This window comes from Pseudomonas sp. PS02288 (assembly GCF_029959715.1).
In the GTDB taxonomy this organism is placed as follows: Bacteria; Pseudomonadota; Gammaproteobacteria; order Pseudomonadales; family Pseudomonadaceae; genus Pseudomonas_O; species Pseudomonas_O kuykendallii.
In genome coordinates, this window is the sequence record NZ_JASCPA010000082.1 from 1 (window position 1) to 14,493 (window position 14,493).

General features: G+C 68.2%; 12 protein-coding genes. 3 read left to right on the forward strand and 9 right to left on the reverse strand.

Features of this window, described 5'->3' with window-relative positions:
* Positions 1-717, reverse strand: a 717-nt coding sequence (locus QMX85_RS21795) for a DNA gyrase modulator (RefSeq protein WP_282344403.1), incomplete at its 3' end; no start/stop codon positions are given.
* A gap of 104 nt (positions 718-821) precedes the next feature.
* Here QMX85_RS21795 and yjgA point away from each other — a divergent pair.
* Positions 822-1,343 (forward strand): ribosome biogenesis factor YjgA, encoded by a 522-nt coding sequence (yjgA, locus tag QMX85_RS21800; RefSeq protein WP_090226424.1) that lies wholly within the window; start codon positions 822-824, stop codon positions 1,341-1,343.
* Positions 1,344-1,361: 18 nt separating this feature from the next.
* On the opposite strand, the gene tldD is transcribed toward yjgA, so the two are convergent.
* From tldD to mreB, 8 genes are all read right to left on the reverse strand, one after another.
* Positions 1,362-2,816: a metalloprotease TldD gene (tldD, locus tag QMX85_RS21805; protein WP_282344405.1), complete on the reverse strand. Its 1,455-nt coding sequence runs from the start codon at positions 2,814-2,816 to the stop codon at positions 1,362-1,364.
* Positions 2,817-2,818: 2 nt separating this feature from the next.
* Entirely contained in the window at positions 2,819-3,667 is an 849-nt protein-coding gene (locus QMX85_RS21810; protein ID WP_282344406.1) for a carbon-nitrogen hydrolase family protein, read from the reverse strand.
* A 46-nt stretch (positions 3,668-3,713) separates the two neighbouring features.
* Positions 3,714-7,508 carry a YhdP family protein gene (locus QMX85_RS21815; RefSeq protein WP_282344408.1) on the reverse strand — a complete coding sequence of 1,265 codons (3,795 nt, stop codon included), beginning with the start codon at positions 7,506-7,508 and terminating at the stop codon, positions 3,714-3,716.
* Positions 7,509-7,555: 47 nt separating this feature from the next.
* Positions 7,556-9,013, reverse strand: a complete 1,458-nt coding sequence (gene rng / locus QMX85_RS21820; RefSeq protein ID WP_282344410.1) for a ribonuclease G — start codon at positions 9,011-9,013, stop codon at positions 7,556-7,558.
* 70 nt (positions 9,014-9,083) lie between these two features.
* Positions 9,084-9,692, reverse strand: coding sequence for a Maf family protein (locus QMX85_RS21825; protein ID WP_282344412.1), 609 nt, complete (start codon positions 9,690-9,692; stop codon positions 9,084-9,086).
* Between the two features lie 41 nt (positions 9,693-9,733).
* Positions 9,734-10,222: a rod shape-determining protein MreD gene (gene mreD, locus QMX85_RS21830; RefSeq protein WP_090226408.1), complete on the reverse strand. Its 489-nt coding sequence runs from the start codon at positions 10,220-10,222 to the stop codon at positions 9,734-9,736.
* Entirely contained in the window at positions 10,222-11,220 is a 999-nt protein-coding gene (gene mreC / locus QMX85_RS21835) for a rod shape-determining protein MreC (RefSeq protein WP_282344423.1), read from the reverse strand. Before mreC ends, mreD begins: the two co-directional genes overlap by 1 nt.
* A 100-nt stretch (positions 11,221-11,320) precedes the next feature.
* Positions 11,321-12,361 (reverse strand): rod shape-determining protein MreB, encoded by a 1,041-nt coding sequence (gene mreB, locus QMX85_RS21840; RefSeq protein ID WP_273232503.1) that lies wholly within the window; start codon positions 12,359-12,361, stop codon positions 11,321-11,323.
* 262 nt (positions 12,362-12,623) lie between these two features.
* On the opposite strand from mreB, the gene gatC reads away from it, so the two are divergent.
* Both gatC and gatA read left to right on the forward strand, forming a co-directional pair.
* Positions 12,624-12,911, forward strand: a complete 288-nt coding sequence (gatC, locus tag QMX85_RS21845) for an Asp-tRNA(Asn)/Glu-tRNA(Gln) amidotransferase subunit GatC (RefSeq protein WP_282344419.1) — start codon at positions 12,624-12,626, stop codon at positions 12,909-12,911.
* 9 nt (positions 12,912-12,920) lie between these two features.
* Positions 12,921-14,372: an Asp-tRNA(Asn)/Glu-tRNA(Gln) amidotransferase subunit GatA gene (gene gatA, locus QMX85_RS21850; RefSeq protein WP_282344421.1), complete on the forward strand. Its 1,452-nt coding sequence runs from the start codon at positions 12,921-12,923 to the stop codon at positions 14,370-14,372.
* Positions 14,373-14,493: the final 121 nt, after the last annotated feature.

Here is a 14,493-nt window from a genome sequence, read left to right on the forward strand (position 1 = left end):
GGTCGGCACCGGGCGCGCACCAAGGCGGCTCACCGCGCGCTCGGCGGCGCGACGGCCGATGTAGGCCGGCGCGCCGAGCAGTTCGCCCTGGCGGTTGACGTCGTACCAATAGTCGCGCTGCATCTGCCCGTCGGCCTCGGCGATCATCACGCAGCTGAGACTGTGGCGGGTGCTGGCGTAACCGCCGACGAAACCGTGGCTGTTGCCGTAGACGCGGCAGCCCTGATGGGTGCTGACGCTGGTTCCATCGGCGTTGCGAATCCGTGTATCGGTATCGAAGGCGTGCGCCTCGCAGTCCAGCGCCAGCTCGATGGCGCGCTCCGGGGTGATCGCCCAGGGATGGTAGAGGTCGAGCTCGGGCAGCTCGCGGGCCATCAGCGCGGCGTCGGCGAGGCCGGCGGCCTCGTCCTCGGAGGCGTGCCGGGCGATCGCCAGGGCCGCCGCGACGGTTTCCTGGATCGCCGCGTCGCCACTTGCCGAGGTGCTCGCCGAACCCTTGCGCTGTCCCAGGTAGAGGGTGATGCCGAAGCCTTCGTCGCGGTTGAACTCGACGGTTTCGACCTCGCGCTGACGCACCGAGGTGGACAGCCCCTGCTCCACCGATACCGACACCTCGCTGGCGGTGGCGCCCTGGCGCCGGGCTTCGGCGATGATGCGTTCGACCTTCGCCTGCAATTCCGGCAGGGCCTGCGGCCCGACGATGTCTGTAGAACTCATGGCGACTCCTCAATCTGTTCATTGGCAGCGCCGCAAGGACGGGCTGCGAGCGCCCGCCGTGGGGCTGCTGTTATCATGGCGGCGTTTTCCACTGGATCGCCCCCATGTCTGAATCTATCGACGATGCCTTCTCCGAGGAGAAGAGCAAATCCCAGGTCAAGCGCGAGCTGCATGCGTTGCAGGAGCTCGGTCAGCGTCTGACCCAGTTCAAGCCCGACGTGCTCGAACGCATGCCGCTGTCCGATGCCCTGCGCCGGGCGCTGGCCGAAGCGCCGAAGCACACCGCCAACGTCGCCCGCAAACGCCACGTCCAGTTCATCGGCAAGCTGATGCGCGATCAGGACGTCGAGGCGATTCTCGCCCTGGTCGACCAGCTCGACTCCTCCACCCGCCAGTACAACGAGCGTTTTCACGCCCTGGAGCGCTGGCGCGACCGGCTGATCGGCGGCGACGACACCACCCTGGAAAACTTCGTTGCCGAATACCCGGAAACCGACCGCCAGCACCTGCGCAGCCTGGTCCGTCATGCCCAGCACGAGGCGGCCCACAACAAACCGCCGGCCGCGGCGCGGAAGGTCTTCAAGTACATCCGCGAACTCGACGAAACCCTGCGCGGGCTTCGTTGATCCGCCGCTCCGGCGCCCTCAGGCGCCGGTTCCACCCACGGTGATCCCGTCGATCTTCAGCGTCGGCTGACCGACGCCCACCGGCACCGACTGGCCGTCCTTGCCGCAGGTGCCGACGCCGCTGTCCAGCGCCAGGTCGTTGCCGACCATCGACACCTTGTTCATCACTTCCGGACCGTTGCCGATCAGCGTCGCGCCTTTCACCGGGGCGCCGAGCTTGCCGTCCTCGATCAGGTAGGCCTCGCTGGTGGAGAAGACGAACTTGCCGCTGGTGATGTCCACCTGGCCGCCGCCGAGGCTGGCGCAGTAGATGCCCTTCTTCACCGAGCGGATGATTTCTTCCGGGTCGCTTTCACCGGCCAGCATGTAGGTGTTGGTCATCCGCGGCATCGGCAGGTGCGCGTAGGACTCGCGGCGGCCGTTGCCGGTCGGCGCCACCCCCATCAGGCGCGCGTTCAGCTTGTCCTGCATGTAGCCCTTGAGCACGCCGTTCTCGATCAGCGTGGTGCAATGGGTCGGCGTGCCTTCGTCGTCGATGCTCAGCGAACCGCGGCGGTCGGCCAGGGTGCCGTCGTCGACGATGGTGCACAGGCTCGACGCCACGCGCTCGCCCATGCGGCCGCTGTAGGCGGAGCTGCCCTTGCGGTTGAAGTCGCCTTCCAGGCCGTGCCCGACCGCTTCGTGCAGGAGCACGCCGGACCAACCGGACCCGAGCACCACCGGCAGCGTGCCGGCCGGCGCGGGAATCGCTTCGAGGTTCACCAGCGCCTGGCGCAGCGCCTCGCGGGCGTAGCCGGTAGCGCGGTCTTCGACGCCCACGCTGTCGAGGAAGAAACGGTAGTCGGTACGCCCGCCGCCGCCGTGGCTGCCGCGCTCGCGACGGCCGTTCTGCTCGACGATCACGCTGACGTTGAAGCGCACCAGCGGGCGGATGTCCGCGCCCAGGCTGCCGTCCAGCGCGGCGACGAGGATGCGTTCCCAGAGGCCGGCGAGGCTGACGGTGACCTGCTTGATGCGCGGATCGAGCGCGCGGGTGGCGACGTCGATGCGCTTGAGCAGCTCGACCTTCTGCGCGCGGTCGAGCACGTCCAGCGGGTTGTCCAGGGCATACAGGCGCGGCACGTCCGGGCTGGAGAAGGCCTGCACGCGGCCTTCCTGGCCGGCGCGGGCGATGGAGCGCGCGGCACGGGCAGCGGCACCCAGCGCGGCGCCGGTGATCGCGTTGCTGTAGGCGAAGCCGGTCTTCTCGCCGGACAGCGCTCGCACGCCGACGCCCTGGTCCAGGTTGAAACTACCGTCCTTGACGATGCCGTCCTCGAGGACCCAGGACTCGGAAATCTGGTCGTGGAAATACAGGTCGGCGGCGTCGATACCCGGCCCGGCGATTTCACCGAGCAACGCCGGCAGGGCGTCCAGGCTCAGGCCGCCGGGGCTCAACAGGTGTTCGCTTACGCGGTGCAGCATGGTCGTCATAGTCACTCCAGGGTGATCGGCCGCGGGGCGGTCGACACGGAAAATCGCCGGTGGCCAGTGACCGGCATGCGCTGGCGGATGCTCGCCTGTTCCTCGGCGTCGCGCTGACCGAACAGCACGCCCTCGCCGGCCGCCCGCTCGGCGACGATGCGCCCCCAGGGGTCAACCAGCAGCGAATGGCCGTAGGTCTCGCGCGGGCCGGGGTGCATGCCGCCCTGCGCCGCCGCCAGCAGGTAGCACTGGGTTTCGATGGCGCGGGCACGCACCAGCACTTCCCAATGCGCGGCGCCGGTCACTGCGGTGAACGCCGAAGGCGCGCTGATCAGCTCGGCGCCGGCCTCGCGCAGCCGCGTGTACAGCTCCGGAAAGCGCAAATCGTAACAGACGCTCAGCCCCAGCCGGCCGACCGGCGTATCCGCCACCACCAGCTGTCCGCCGTGCCGGTAATCATCGGACTCCCGGTAACGACCGCGGCTGTCGCTCACGTCCACATCGAACAGGTGCAGCTTGTCGTAACGCGCCGCGCGCTCGCCGTCCTCGTCGATCAGCAGCGAGCAGGCATTGGGTTTGCCGTGCGGCTCGTCGTCGGCCGGCAGCGGCACGGTGCCCGCCACTACCCATAACCTGAGGTCGCGGGCAGTGCGTTTCAACCACGGCAGGATCGGTCCCCGCCCGGCGGCTTCCTCGTGGCCGATGCGCAAGGCGTCACGACGGCCCATCGCGGCGAAGTTCTCCGGCAGCACGGCGAGCCGCGCGCCGCCGTCCGCGGCTTGTCGCAACAGCCGCTGGGCGGCCGAGAGATTGGCCAGGACATCGTCCTGGCTGACCATCTGGATCAGCGCAATGCTCATGGGCGCTCCGCGCGGACAAGGAGGGCAGCGGGTTCGCACAGGCCGCTCACTTCGGCTTCTCGAAAGGCTTGTCGAAGCTGATCTTCGGGTCCTGCAGCGAGCCTTCTACGTCGTACTGTACGCTGGCCAGCCGCGCCACCTTGTCGCCGAACAGCTTGTCGGCGACGAACAGCGCACCGCCGATGGCCGGCGCACCGACGATCAGCGCGGCGATCGGCAGGTTGTTGCTCACCGGCAAGGTCACCAGCAGCTTGGCGTCGATCTGGTCGTTGAGCATGTCCAGCGTGCCATTCAGCTCGAGGTTGCTCGAGGGCCCGGTCAGGGTGATCGGTTCGCGGGTGGTGAACACGCCGTCGCTGCCGAGCAGGCGTCCCTTGACCCGGTCGTAGCTGAGGCCTTTGCCGAGCAGGTCGGAGAAGTCCAGGCGCAGGCGCCGGCCGATGGAGTTGAAGTTGAGCAGGCCGAACACACGCAGCGCCGAGGCGGAGCCCTGGGCCTCGACGAACTGGCCCTTGTGCAGGCTGGCGTCGATGTCACCGGAGAAACGCTTGAGGCTGAACCAGGCCGGCGAGCCCGGCCAGCGCCCGTCGACATCCAGGCTGAACTTCTCGCTGGTCACGCTCGGTGCGAAATCCCAGGCCAGCAACACGTTGGAGAGATCGCCGCCGCCGAGCTTCCCCTTGAACCAGCTGGCGGGCGCGGCCTGGCCTTCCCAGCCACCCTCGCCGTTGATCTGCAGGCCCTTGAGGCCCAGCTTCACGTCGCTGAAACGCGCGCCGGTGGCGGTCGGCCGCGACTTGAACGACCAGGCGCCGAGCAGCACGTCGCCCTGATACACCTGGTCCACATGCAGGTTGAGCGCCGGTATCGAACGCGGATCGACATCGGCCAGCGGATCGGGCTTCTCCACCACCGGCGCCTGCGGATCCAGCGGCACGGGGTCGGCGGCCGGCAGGCGCAGGCGACGCAGGTCGACGTAGACCGGGCTGTCATCGTCCGGCAGGTCGATGCGCCCGGACAGCGGGTCGCTGTCGATGATCGCCTGCCAGGTGTGCTGGCCACGCTGGATCTGCGCGCTGACGTCGTTCACCTCGCGTCCGAACCCCTTGAAGGTACCGATGCGCACGTCGATGGCGCGCAGCAGTTGCTGCGCGTCCTTCGGCTGCACCGGCGCCTTGCTCTGCTCCAGCGCGGCTTTCCAGGCATCCAGGTCGAACTCGGCGAGGCTCCCGCGCACCCTAAGGCCACGGTCGACCGGCGCCACCGCGGCGCCTGCGCCGAGCCGCAGCTCGCCACGCAGCTGCTTCTGGTCGTTCGCCGGCATCGCCAGCGCCAGGCTGCCGGCGTCCTGCAGGTCGGCCCACATGCGCCGCTCGGGACCGCTCAGGTTCATCCGCCAGGTGGCGTTGCGGGTCTCGTCGACGCCCTTGCCGAAGGGCGCGGGCAGTTCGATGCCGACGCCCTTGAGGTCGGAGTCGACGCGCAGCTGGCTGTCGTCGGAAATCGACACGCCGAGGCGATAGGGAATGCTGCCGGTCACGGGCAGCGTCTGGGTCACGCCGAGCCATTCGGCGAGCGTTTTCACCGCCACCTGGCCGCTGGCCTCGATGCGTGTCAGCGGCCGGGCGCTGCCTTCGGCGAACACCTTGCCCTGCACCGGCCTGCCGAACAGTTGCGCACGCACGTCCGGCGCGCTGAGGCCCTTGGCGCTGTCGAAGCGGAACGCCCCGGACACCTGGCTCAGTTCAAGCAGTGGCTTGTCGATGCGCAGCGTCGCGCCCTGGGTGGCGAAGTCGACCACGACCAGCGGCTGCCCGCCCTTGTTCAGCGGGATGTCGAGCTGCAGACGGCCATCCAGCGGCCCCTCGCCACGCCAGCCGGCGAAGGATTCGGCGGCGCTCTTAAGCGGGGTTTCCTGGAGGATCTTCAAGCCGTCGGCCACGCTGCTGGCGACCTTGCCGTCGATCAGCAGGCGCGACACCTGCCCCGCCGGCACGTGCGGCACCCGCGCCTTGACGTCGGTCACGCGGCTGTCCAGCAGCAGCCCTTCGGAGACGTCGACCCGCACGCCGCTGTCCTCGACGAACACTTCGCCCCGCGCACCGCGCACCGACGGCCAGCCGGGCTGAAAGGCCAGTTCGGCGTCGTGCACCTTGAAGAACAGGTCGATGGACCGGGCGCCGTCCTGCGCGCCGTGCATCAGCGAGCCCTGGTACTGGAACCAGCCTTCGTCGATGCGCCCGCCGCGGATCGCCGTCTTCAGCCAGTCGGCCAGCGCAGGGCTGAGGGCCGGCGTCACCGTCGGCAAGTACTTCTCGGTGTAGCGCGCGTCGCCGTCGTGCAGTGTCACGCGCAGGTCCATGTAGCTTTCCCGCGACGGGTCGCGCTGCAGGCGGATCAGCATGTCGCCGGCGAGCTCGCCCTCGTCGCCGCTGACCTTCATGTAGCGGCTGGCGAGGGTGAAGGCTTCCTGATCGAGGCTCCAGGTCAGGCGCGCGTTGGCCTGGCGGTATTTCCACGGCTGCGGGAAGAAATGGTCGAGGTGCAGCACGAAATCCGGGGCATCCAGGCGCAGCTCGCCCTGGCCGAGGTCACCGGAGATGGCGCCACTGACGTTCTCCGCGGCGGGCGCCCCATGCACGGCGCTGAAGGCGATGCGCTCGAGGTTGGCGGCGAACTGGACGCGCTTGTCGCCTTCGGCCTGGGGTTGCCAGGCCAGTTGCACGTTGTGCAGGGAACCGCGCGGTTGCAGGCCTTCGATGATCTCGGCGAGCTTGTCCGGCAACGGCGCCAGGGCCTCGACGGCGGGCGCCAGCGGGGTCAGGTCGAGCCGGTCGGCGGCGAGCTTCCAGACTTCGTCGGCCGCGCCACGCCGCTGCTGTCCCAGCGCCAGCTTGACCTCGCCCCAGCGGGTTTCGCCGAGGCTCACGGCCAGCGAATCGACCAGCAGGTCGAAGCCATCGTCGCGGCGGTCGTAGTAGGCGTTGAAGGCCAGGTCGTCCATCGTCACCGGCTTGCGCTCGGCATAACCGGCGGACACCTTAGGCGCATGCAGGCGGGCCACCGCACGGGCGACACCACCGTTGGCCCAGGTGGCCCAGACTTCGCCACCGGCCTGCAACGCACCGATGTGCCAGTCGCGGGTGAGCCGCGCCGGCAGCCACTGCGCCCAGTCGCTCTGCGGCAGGCTCAGGTAGAACTCGGCCTCGGTGTCCTGCCAGCCGCTGGCGCTCAGCCGGCTGTTGAGGTCGAACATCAGCGGCTGGCCGTCCGGCAGCATCAGCCGACCGTCGAGGCGCTGGCGGGCGCCGCTGCGCAGGGTCAGGCCGACCGAGCTGATGCCGATCGGCTCGGCCGCGGAGGGTTTGAGGATCAGCTGGCTGTCCAGCACGGACAGCGTCGAAACCTTGCGCAGTTGCTCGAGTATCTGCGCCGGCTGCACGGGCGGCTGGTCGGGACGCTGCGGCAGGCCCTGCAGCGCCCACTTGCCCTCCTCGTCCTGGACCAGGCTGAGTTGCACGCCGCTCAGTTCCAGATGGGCGATGCGTACCTGCCGCGCCAGCAGGCTGGCGAGCAGGTCGGGCTTGATCCGCACCTGTTCCAGGCGCAGGTGCGCATTGGCATCGCCGACCAGCACGTCGTGGGCGAACAGCACCGGTGCGAAACCCTGCCAGCGACCTTCCAGGCTGCCGATACTGACCGGCATCTGCAACGCCTCGCCGGCCTTGGCCTGTACCTCGGCGCGGTACTCCGCCAGCAACGGCACCAGTTGCCGACCGAGGCTCACATACAGCGCCGCCAGCACCAGGAACAGCGCGCAGGCCCACAGCCCGCCACGCACGAGGGCGGCGAGCAGCCGGGCCGCACGGCCCTCGTCGAGCGGCGCGCTCAGAGCAGCACCACGTCGTACTGTTCCTGGGAGTACATGGTTTCGACCTGAAACTTGATGGTGCGCCCGATGAACGCCTCGAGATCGGCGACGTTGCCGGATTCCTCGTCGAGCAGCCGGTCGACCACCTTTTGGTTGGCCAGCACCCGGTAACCCTCGGCCTGGTAGGCACGCGCCTCGCGGAGGATTTCACGGAAGATTTCGTAGCAGGTGGTTTCCGGGGTCTTCAGCTTGCCGCGGCCGTGGCAATGGCCGCAGGGCTCGCAGAGGATCTGCTCGAGGCTCTCGCGGGTGCGCTTGCGGGTCATCTGCACCAGGCCGAGTTCGGTGATGCCGATGATGTTGGTCTTCGCATGGTCGCGTTCGAGCTGTTTTTCCAGCGTGCGCAGGACCTGGCGCTGATGCTCCTCGTCCTCCATGTCGATGAAATCGATGATGATGATGCCGCCGATGTTGCGCAGGCGCAGCTGCCGGGCAATGGCCGTGGCCGCCTCGAGGTTGGTCTTGAAGATCGTTTCTTCCAGCGTGCGATGACCGACGAACGCCCCGGTGTTGACGTCGATGGTGGTCATCGCCTCGGCCGGGTCGACCACCAGGTAGCCGCCGGACTTGAGCAGCACCTTGCGCTCCAGCGCCTTCTGGATTTCGTCCTCGACCCCGTAGAGATCGAAGATCGGCCGCTCGCCCGGATAGTGCTCAAGGCGGTCGGCGACTTCCGGCATCAGCTCGGCGACGAACTGGGTGACCTTCTGGAAGGTTTCCCGGGAGTCGATGCGAATCTTCTCGGTGCGCGGGCTGACCAGGTCGCGCAGCGTGCGCAGGGCCAGCGAAAGGTCCTCGTAGATCACCGTCGGCGCCCTGGCGTCCTGCATCTGCGCGGCAATCTGGTCCCACAGCCGGCGCAGGTAGCGGATGTCGGCGAGGATATCCTCGGCGCGGGCGCCGTCGGCGGCGGTGCGCAGGATGAAGCCGCCGTTTTCCTGGATGCCTTCGGCGGCAACGCAGTCGGCGACCACCTTCTTCAGGCGTTCGCGCTCGGCCTCGTCCTCGATCTTCAGCGAGATGCCGACGTGCGCGGTGCGCGGCATGTACACCAGGTAGCGCGACGGGATCGACAGGTGCGTGGTCAACCGCGCGCCCTTGCTGCCGATCGGGTCCTTGGTCACCTGTACCACCAGCGCCTGGCCGTCGTGGACCAGCGCGCTGATGCTTTCCACCGCGCTGCCTTCGCGGGTGGAGATTTCCGAGGCATGGATGAACGCCGCGCGCTCCAGGCCGATGTCGACGAACGCCGCCTGCATGCCCGGCAGCACGCGGACCACCTTGCCCTTGTAGATGTTGCCGACGATGCCACGCCGCTGGGTGCGCTCGACGTGCACTTCCTGCAGCACACCGTTTTCCACCACGGCCACGCGCGATTCCATCGGCGTGATGTTGATCAGGATCTCTTCGCTCATATTGTTCTCGTTGGCGCAAAGCCGAAGGGCAGTGGCTGAGTTGTACAGCTTTCCCGCGCTGGCTTCCAACTCAGCACCCCGGGACAACGTCGGTGCCCCAGCAACGGATGCCAAAGCTCGCCAACAGTTCCGCCGTTTCGCACAGCGGCAGCCCTACCACGGCCGAGTAGCTGCCCTGCAGCCCGCTGACGAAAACCGCGGCCAACCCCTGGATGCCGTAGCTGCCCGCCTTGTCGCAGGGCTCGCCGGTCTCCCAGTAGGCTTCGATCTCCGCGCGTTCCAGGGCGCGGAACCGCACCCGGCTGGCGACCACGCGCGTGGCGTGGCGCTGCGCGTCGACCAGGGCAACGGCGGTGAGCACTTCATGTTCGCGTGCGGACAACGCGGCCAGCGTGGCCAGCGCCTCGTCACGGTCGCGCGGCTTGCCGAGGATGCGCCCGTCGAGCACCACGGCGGTGTCGGCACCGAGCACCACGGCGCCGGCCGGCTGCTCGAGGGTCGTCTGCGCGGCCCGCGCCTTGGCCAGCGCAAGGCGCTCGACGTAGGCCGCCGCGGCCTCACCAGGCAACGGCGTTTCATCGATCGGCGCGACCCGGCTGACGAAACGCACGCCGATCTGCGCCAGCAGTTCCTGGCGGCGTGGCGAAGCGGAGGCGAGGTGGAGGACGGGTGTGGTCATGGAATGCTTCCTGTCGTGCGGAAGGCACGCCGACCCGCCGCTCAATTGACGTTCAGACGCAGGTGCAGGCCGCGCAGGGCCGCGCAGACCCAGGGCCAGAGCAAGGCGCTGACTAGGGCGGGGAGGACGAAGGCAAGCGTCGGCGGACGGTTGCCGGTGAGCGCGTTGAGCCACAGCTGGACCAGTTGCGCCAGGCCGAAGACCACCAGCAGCACCAGGCTCTGCTGCCACATCGGGAACATCCGCAGGCGCTGGTGCAGCGCCAGCACGAGGAACACGATGAGCGTCAGGACCAGCGCGTTCTGCCCCAGCAGCGTGCCGTTGAGCACGTCCTGAGCGATGCCGATGACCCAGGCGGTGGTCATCCCGACCTTCTGCGGCAACGCCAGCGTCCAGTAGGTCAACACCAGCGCCGGCCACAGCGGCCGACCGATTTCCATGAATGCCGGCATCGGCGCCACGCTGAGCAGCATCGCCAGGATGAAGGTCAGCCAGACCAGCCAGCCATTGTTGGAACGCCGCGCGACCATCAGCGATCTCCCTGATCGGGGTTGGGCGGGACCTGCCCGGGCGGCGCCTGGGTCGGCGGCGCGGCCGGAGCCGGCGTGCCAGGCGGCGTGGCGGGGTTCTGCCCATCGTCGCCGGCGGCCTTCTGGTCAGCGGCCACCTGCGCCTCGGCGGCGGCATTGGCGCGCTCTTCCGGCGAACGGGTGTCGGTGAACACCAGCAAGACGTAGCGACTGCGGTTCAACGCGGCGGTGGGCACCGCGCGGACGATGGCGAACGGCTGGCCGGAGTCGTGGATGACTTCCTTCACCGTCGCTACCGGATAACCGGCCGGGAAGCGCTGGCCGAGGCCGGAACTGACCAGCAGATCGCCTTCCTTTATGTCGGCGGTATCGGCGACATGGCGAAGCTCAAGGCGCTCGGGGTTGCCGGTGCCGCTGGCGATGGCGCGCAGGCCGTTGCGGTTCACCTGCACGGGAATGCTGTGGGTGGTGTCGGTGAGCAGCAACACCCGCGAGGTGTAGGGCATCACTTCGACGACCTGGCCCATCAGCCCGCGCGCATCGAGCACCGGCTGGCCGAGGAACACGCCGTCCTGGCCGCCCTTGTCGATGATAATGCGATGGGTGAAGGGGTTCGGATCGACACCGATCAGCTCGCCGACCAGCACCTTGTCGTCCACCAGCGCGGACGAGTTCAGCAGTTCGCGCAGGCGCACGTTCTGCTCGGTCAGCGTGGCGAGCTTCTGCAGGCGACGCTGCATCAGCAGGGCCTCGGCCTTGAGCTTCTCGTTCTCGGCGACCAGTTCTCCACGGCTGGCGACCTGCTGGGTGAGGCCTTCCCAGGTGCGCACCGGCAGCTCGGTGAGCCAGTAGAACGGGGTCAGCACGAGACCCATCTGGCCGCGCGCCGGCTTGAGGAAATCGAACCGCGCGTCCACCACCATCAAGGCAGCCGAAAGCACGCCGAACACCAGCAGGCGTACACCGAGCAAAGGTCCTTTGGCGAATAACGGTTTGATGGTCGGCACCTCGCAGCCGCAAGCTTCAAGCGCTTTGCCGCGGGGCGGATACCGGACCGGCCGGAGTTCCGCCCGCAGCGGGTGGCCTGCAGTTCGCCGCTTACTCCGTAGACAGCAGATCCATGGCGTGGCGATCCATCATTTCCAGGGCGCGACCGCCGCCACGGGCCACGCAGGTCAGCGGGTCCTCGGCGACGATCACCGGCAGGCCGGTTTCCTGGGACAGCAGCTTGTCCAGATCGCGCAGCAGCGCACCGCCACCGGTCAGCACCAGGCCGCGCTCGGCGATGTCCGAGGCCAGCTCGGGCGGCGACTGCTCCAGGCAGCTCTTCACCGCCTGGACGATGGTCGCCAGGGATTCCTGCAGCGCTTCGAGCACTTCGGCGGAGCTGAGGGTGAAGCTGCGCGGTACGCCTTCGGCCAGGTTGCGGCCGCGGACGTCGATCTCGCGGATCTCGGTGCTCGGGTAGGCGGTGCCGATTTCCTGCTTGATGCGCTCGGCGGTGGATTCGCCGATCAGCGAACCGTAGTTGCGGCGCACGTAGGTGACGATGGCTTCGTCGAAACGATCGCCGCCGACGCGCACGGACTCGGCGTAGACCACGCCGTTGAGCGAGATCAGCGCGATTTCGGTGGTGCCGCCGCCGATGTCGACGACCATCGAGCCACGCGCTTCCTCGACCGGCAGCCCGGCGCCGATGGCAGCGGCCATCGGCTCTTCGATGAGGAACACTTCACGCGCGCCGGCACCGAGGGCGGATTCGCGGATAGCCCGGCGCTCGACCTGGGTCGACTTGCACGGCACGCAGATCAGCACGCGCGGCGAGGGCTGAAGGAAGCTGTTCTCGTGAACCTTGTTGATGAAGTACTGGAGCATCTTTTCGCAGACGCTGAAGTCGGCGATGACGCCGTCCTTCATCGGACGAATGGCCGAAATGTTGCCCGGCGTACGGCCGAGCATGCGCTTGGCTTCGGTACCGACGGCAACCACACTCTTCTGATTATTGGCGCTGGTACGAATGGCGACGACAGAGGGCTCGTTCAGGACGATGCCGCGTTCACGCACGTAAATAAGGGTGTTGGCAGTTCCCAGGTCGATCGACAGATCGCTGGAAAACATGCCACGTAATTTCTTGAACATGAGGAGAGAGACCCTGGGGGCGACGCGTGGGTAAAAAAGTGCGCAGACTCTAACAACGACAGGGATTTTGGGCAACCCGCGCGCTGTGGTAGATTGGCCGTTTTCCCGGGCCCTACGGACCCGCAACGCAGGCCGCGTCGAACGCGTTTCGGCAGGCCCGCGCAGCCGGAAAACGCGGCTTTCGACCGCCCCTCCGGGATTCGGTTCCTCCGCCTTTTCCGGATACCTCTCCACGTCACCCGCCCGCCCTCAGGAGACGCCCATGGCGCTTGAACGCTCCGATGTGGAAAAGATCGCTCACCTCGCCCGCCTGGGCCTGGATGAAGCCGACATTCCGCGCACCACCGACACCCTCAACAGCATTCTCGGCCTGGTCGACCGCATGCAGGCGGTCGACACCGACGGCATCGAGCCGCTGGCCCACCCGCTGGAAGCCACCCAGCGCCTGCGCGCGGACGTGGTCGGCGAAAGCAATCGCCGCGACGCCTACCAGGCGATCGCCCCGGCCGTGGCCGAGGGCCTCTACCTCGTGCCGAAAGTGATCGAGTAAGGAACCACGATGCATTCATTGACGCTTGCCGAAATCGGCCGCGCCCTGGCCGCCAAGCAGTTCTCTGCCGAAGAACTGACCCGCCACCTGCTGGACCGTATCGCCCGGCTCGACCCGCAACTCAACGCCTTCATCAGCATCACCGAGGAGTTGGCGCTGAGCCAGGCGCAAGCCGCCGATACGCGCCGCGCCGCGGGCGAGAACGGTGCCCTGCTCGGCGCGCCGATCGGCCACAAGGACCTGTTCTGCACCCAGGGCGTTCTCACCAGCTGCGGCTCGAAGATCCTCGGCAACTTCACCGCGCCCTACGATGCGACCGTGGTGGCGAAGCTCGCCAGCGCCGGCACCGTGACCCTCGGCAAGCTGAACATGGACGAGTTCGCCATGGGCTCGGCCAACGAATCCAGCCATTACGGCCCGGTGAAGAACCCCTGGGACGCCAACCGCGTGCCCGGCGGCTCCTCCGGCGGTTCCGCGGCCGCCGTGGCCGCGCGCCTGCTGCCGGCCGCCACCGGCACCGATACCGGCGGCTCGATTCGCCAGCCGGCGGCCTTCACCAACCTCACCGGGATCAAGCCGACCTACGGCCGCGTTTCGCGCTGGGGCATGATCGCCTACGCCTCCAGCCTCGATCAGGGCGGCCCGCTGGCGCGCACCGCCGAGGACTGCGCGCTGATGCTCGGCGCCATGGCCGGTTTCGACGCCAAGGACTCGACCAGCGTCGATCAGCCGCTGGACGACTACCTCGCCGCCCTCCGCCAGCCGCTCGCCGGGCTGCGCATCGGCCTGCCGGTGGAGTACTTCAGCGCCGGCCTCGATGCACGCATCGCCGACGCGGTGCTGGCCTGCGTCGAGGAACTGAAGAAGCTCGGCGCCACGGTCAAGGACATCAGCCTGCCGAACATGCAGCATGCAATTCCGGCGTACTACGTGATCGCCCCGGCCGAAGCGTCCTCCAACCTGTCGCGTTTCGACGGCGTCCGCTTCGGCTATCGCTGCGAGAACCCTGCGGACCTCACCGACCTGTACAAGCGCTCGCGCGCCGAAGGCTTCGGTGCCGAGGTCAAGCGGCGGATCATGGTCGGCACCTACGCCCTCTCCGCCGGCTACTACGACGCCTACTACCTGAAGGCGCAGAAGATCCGCCGGCTGATCAAGAACGACTTCGTCAAGGCCTTCGAGGAAGTCGACCTGATCCTCGGCCCGACCACGCCCAGCGCGGCCTGGAAGCTCGGCGAGAACAGCAACGACCCGGTCGCCGAGTACCTGCAGGACATCTACACCATCACCGCCAACCTGGCGGGAATTCCCGGCCTGTCGATGCCCGCGGGCTTCGTCGATGGCCTGCCGGTGGGCGTGCAGCTGCTGGCTCCGTACTTCCAGGAAGGTCGCCTGCTCAACGTCGCGCACCAGTACCAGCAGGTCAGCGACTGGCACAAGGCAACGCCCGCCGGGTTCTGAACCAGCCCCTCCCCTCTCTCATTCGTGGGAGAGGGGCCGGGGGAGAGGGTACGGCCCGCCCCCCCCCCCCCCCCCCCCACCCCCCCAAACCCGCGGGGGGGCACCCCCCAAAAAAATATGG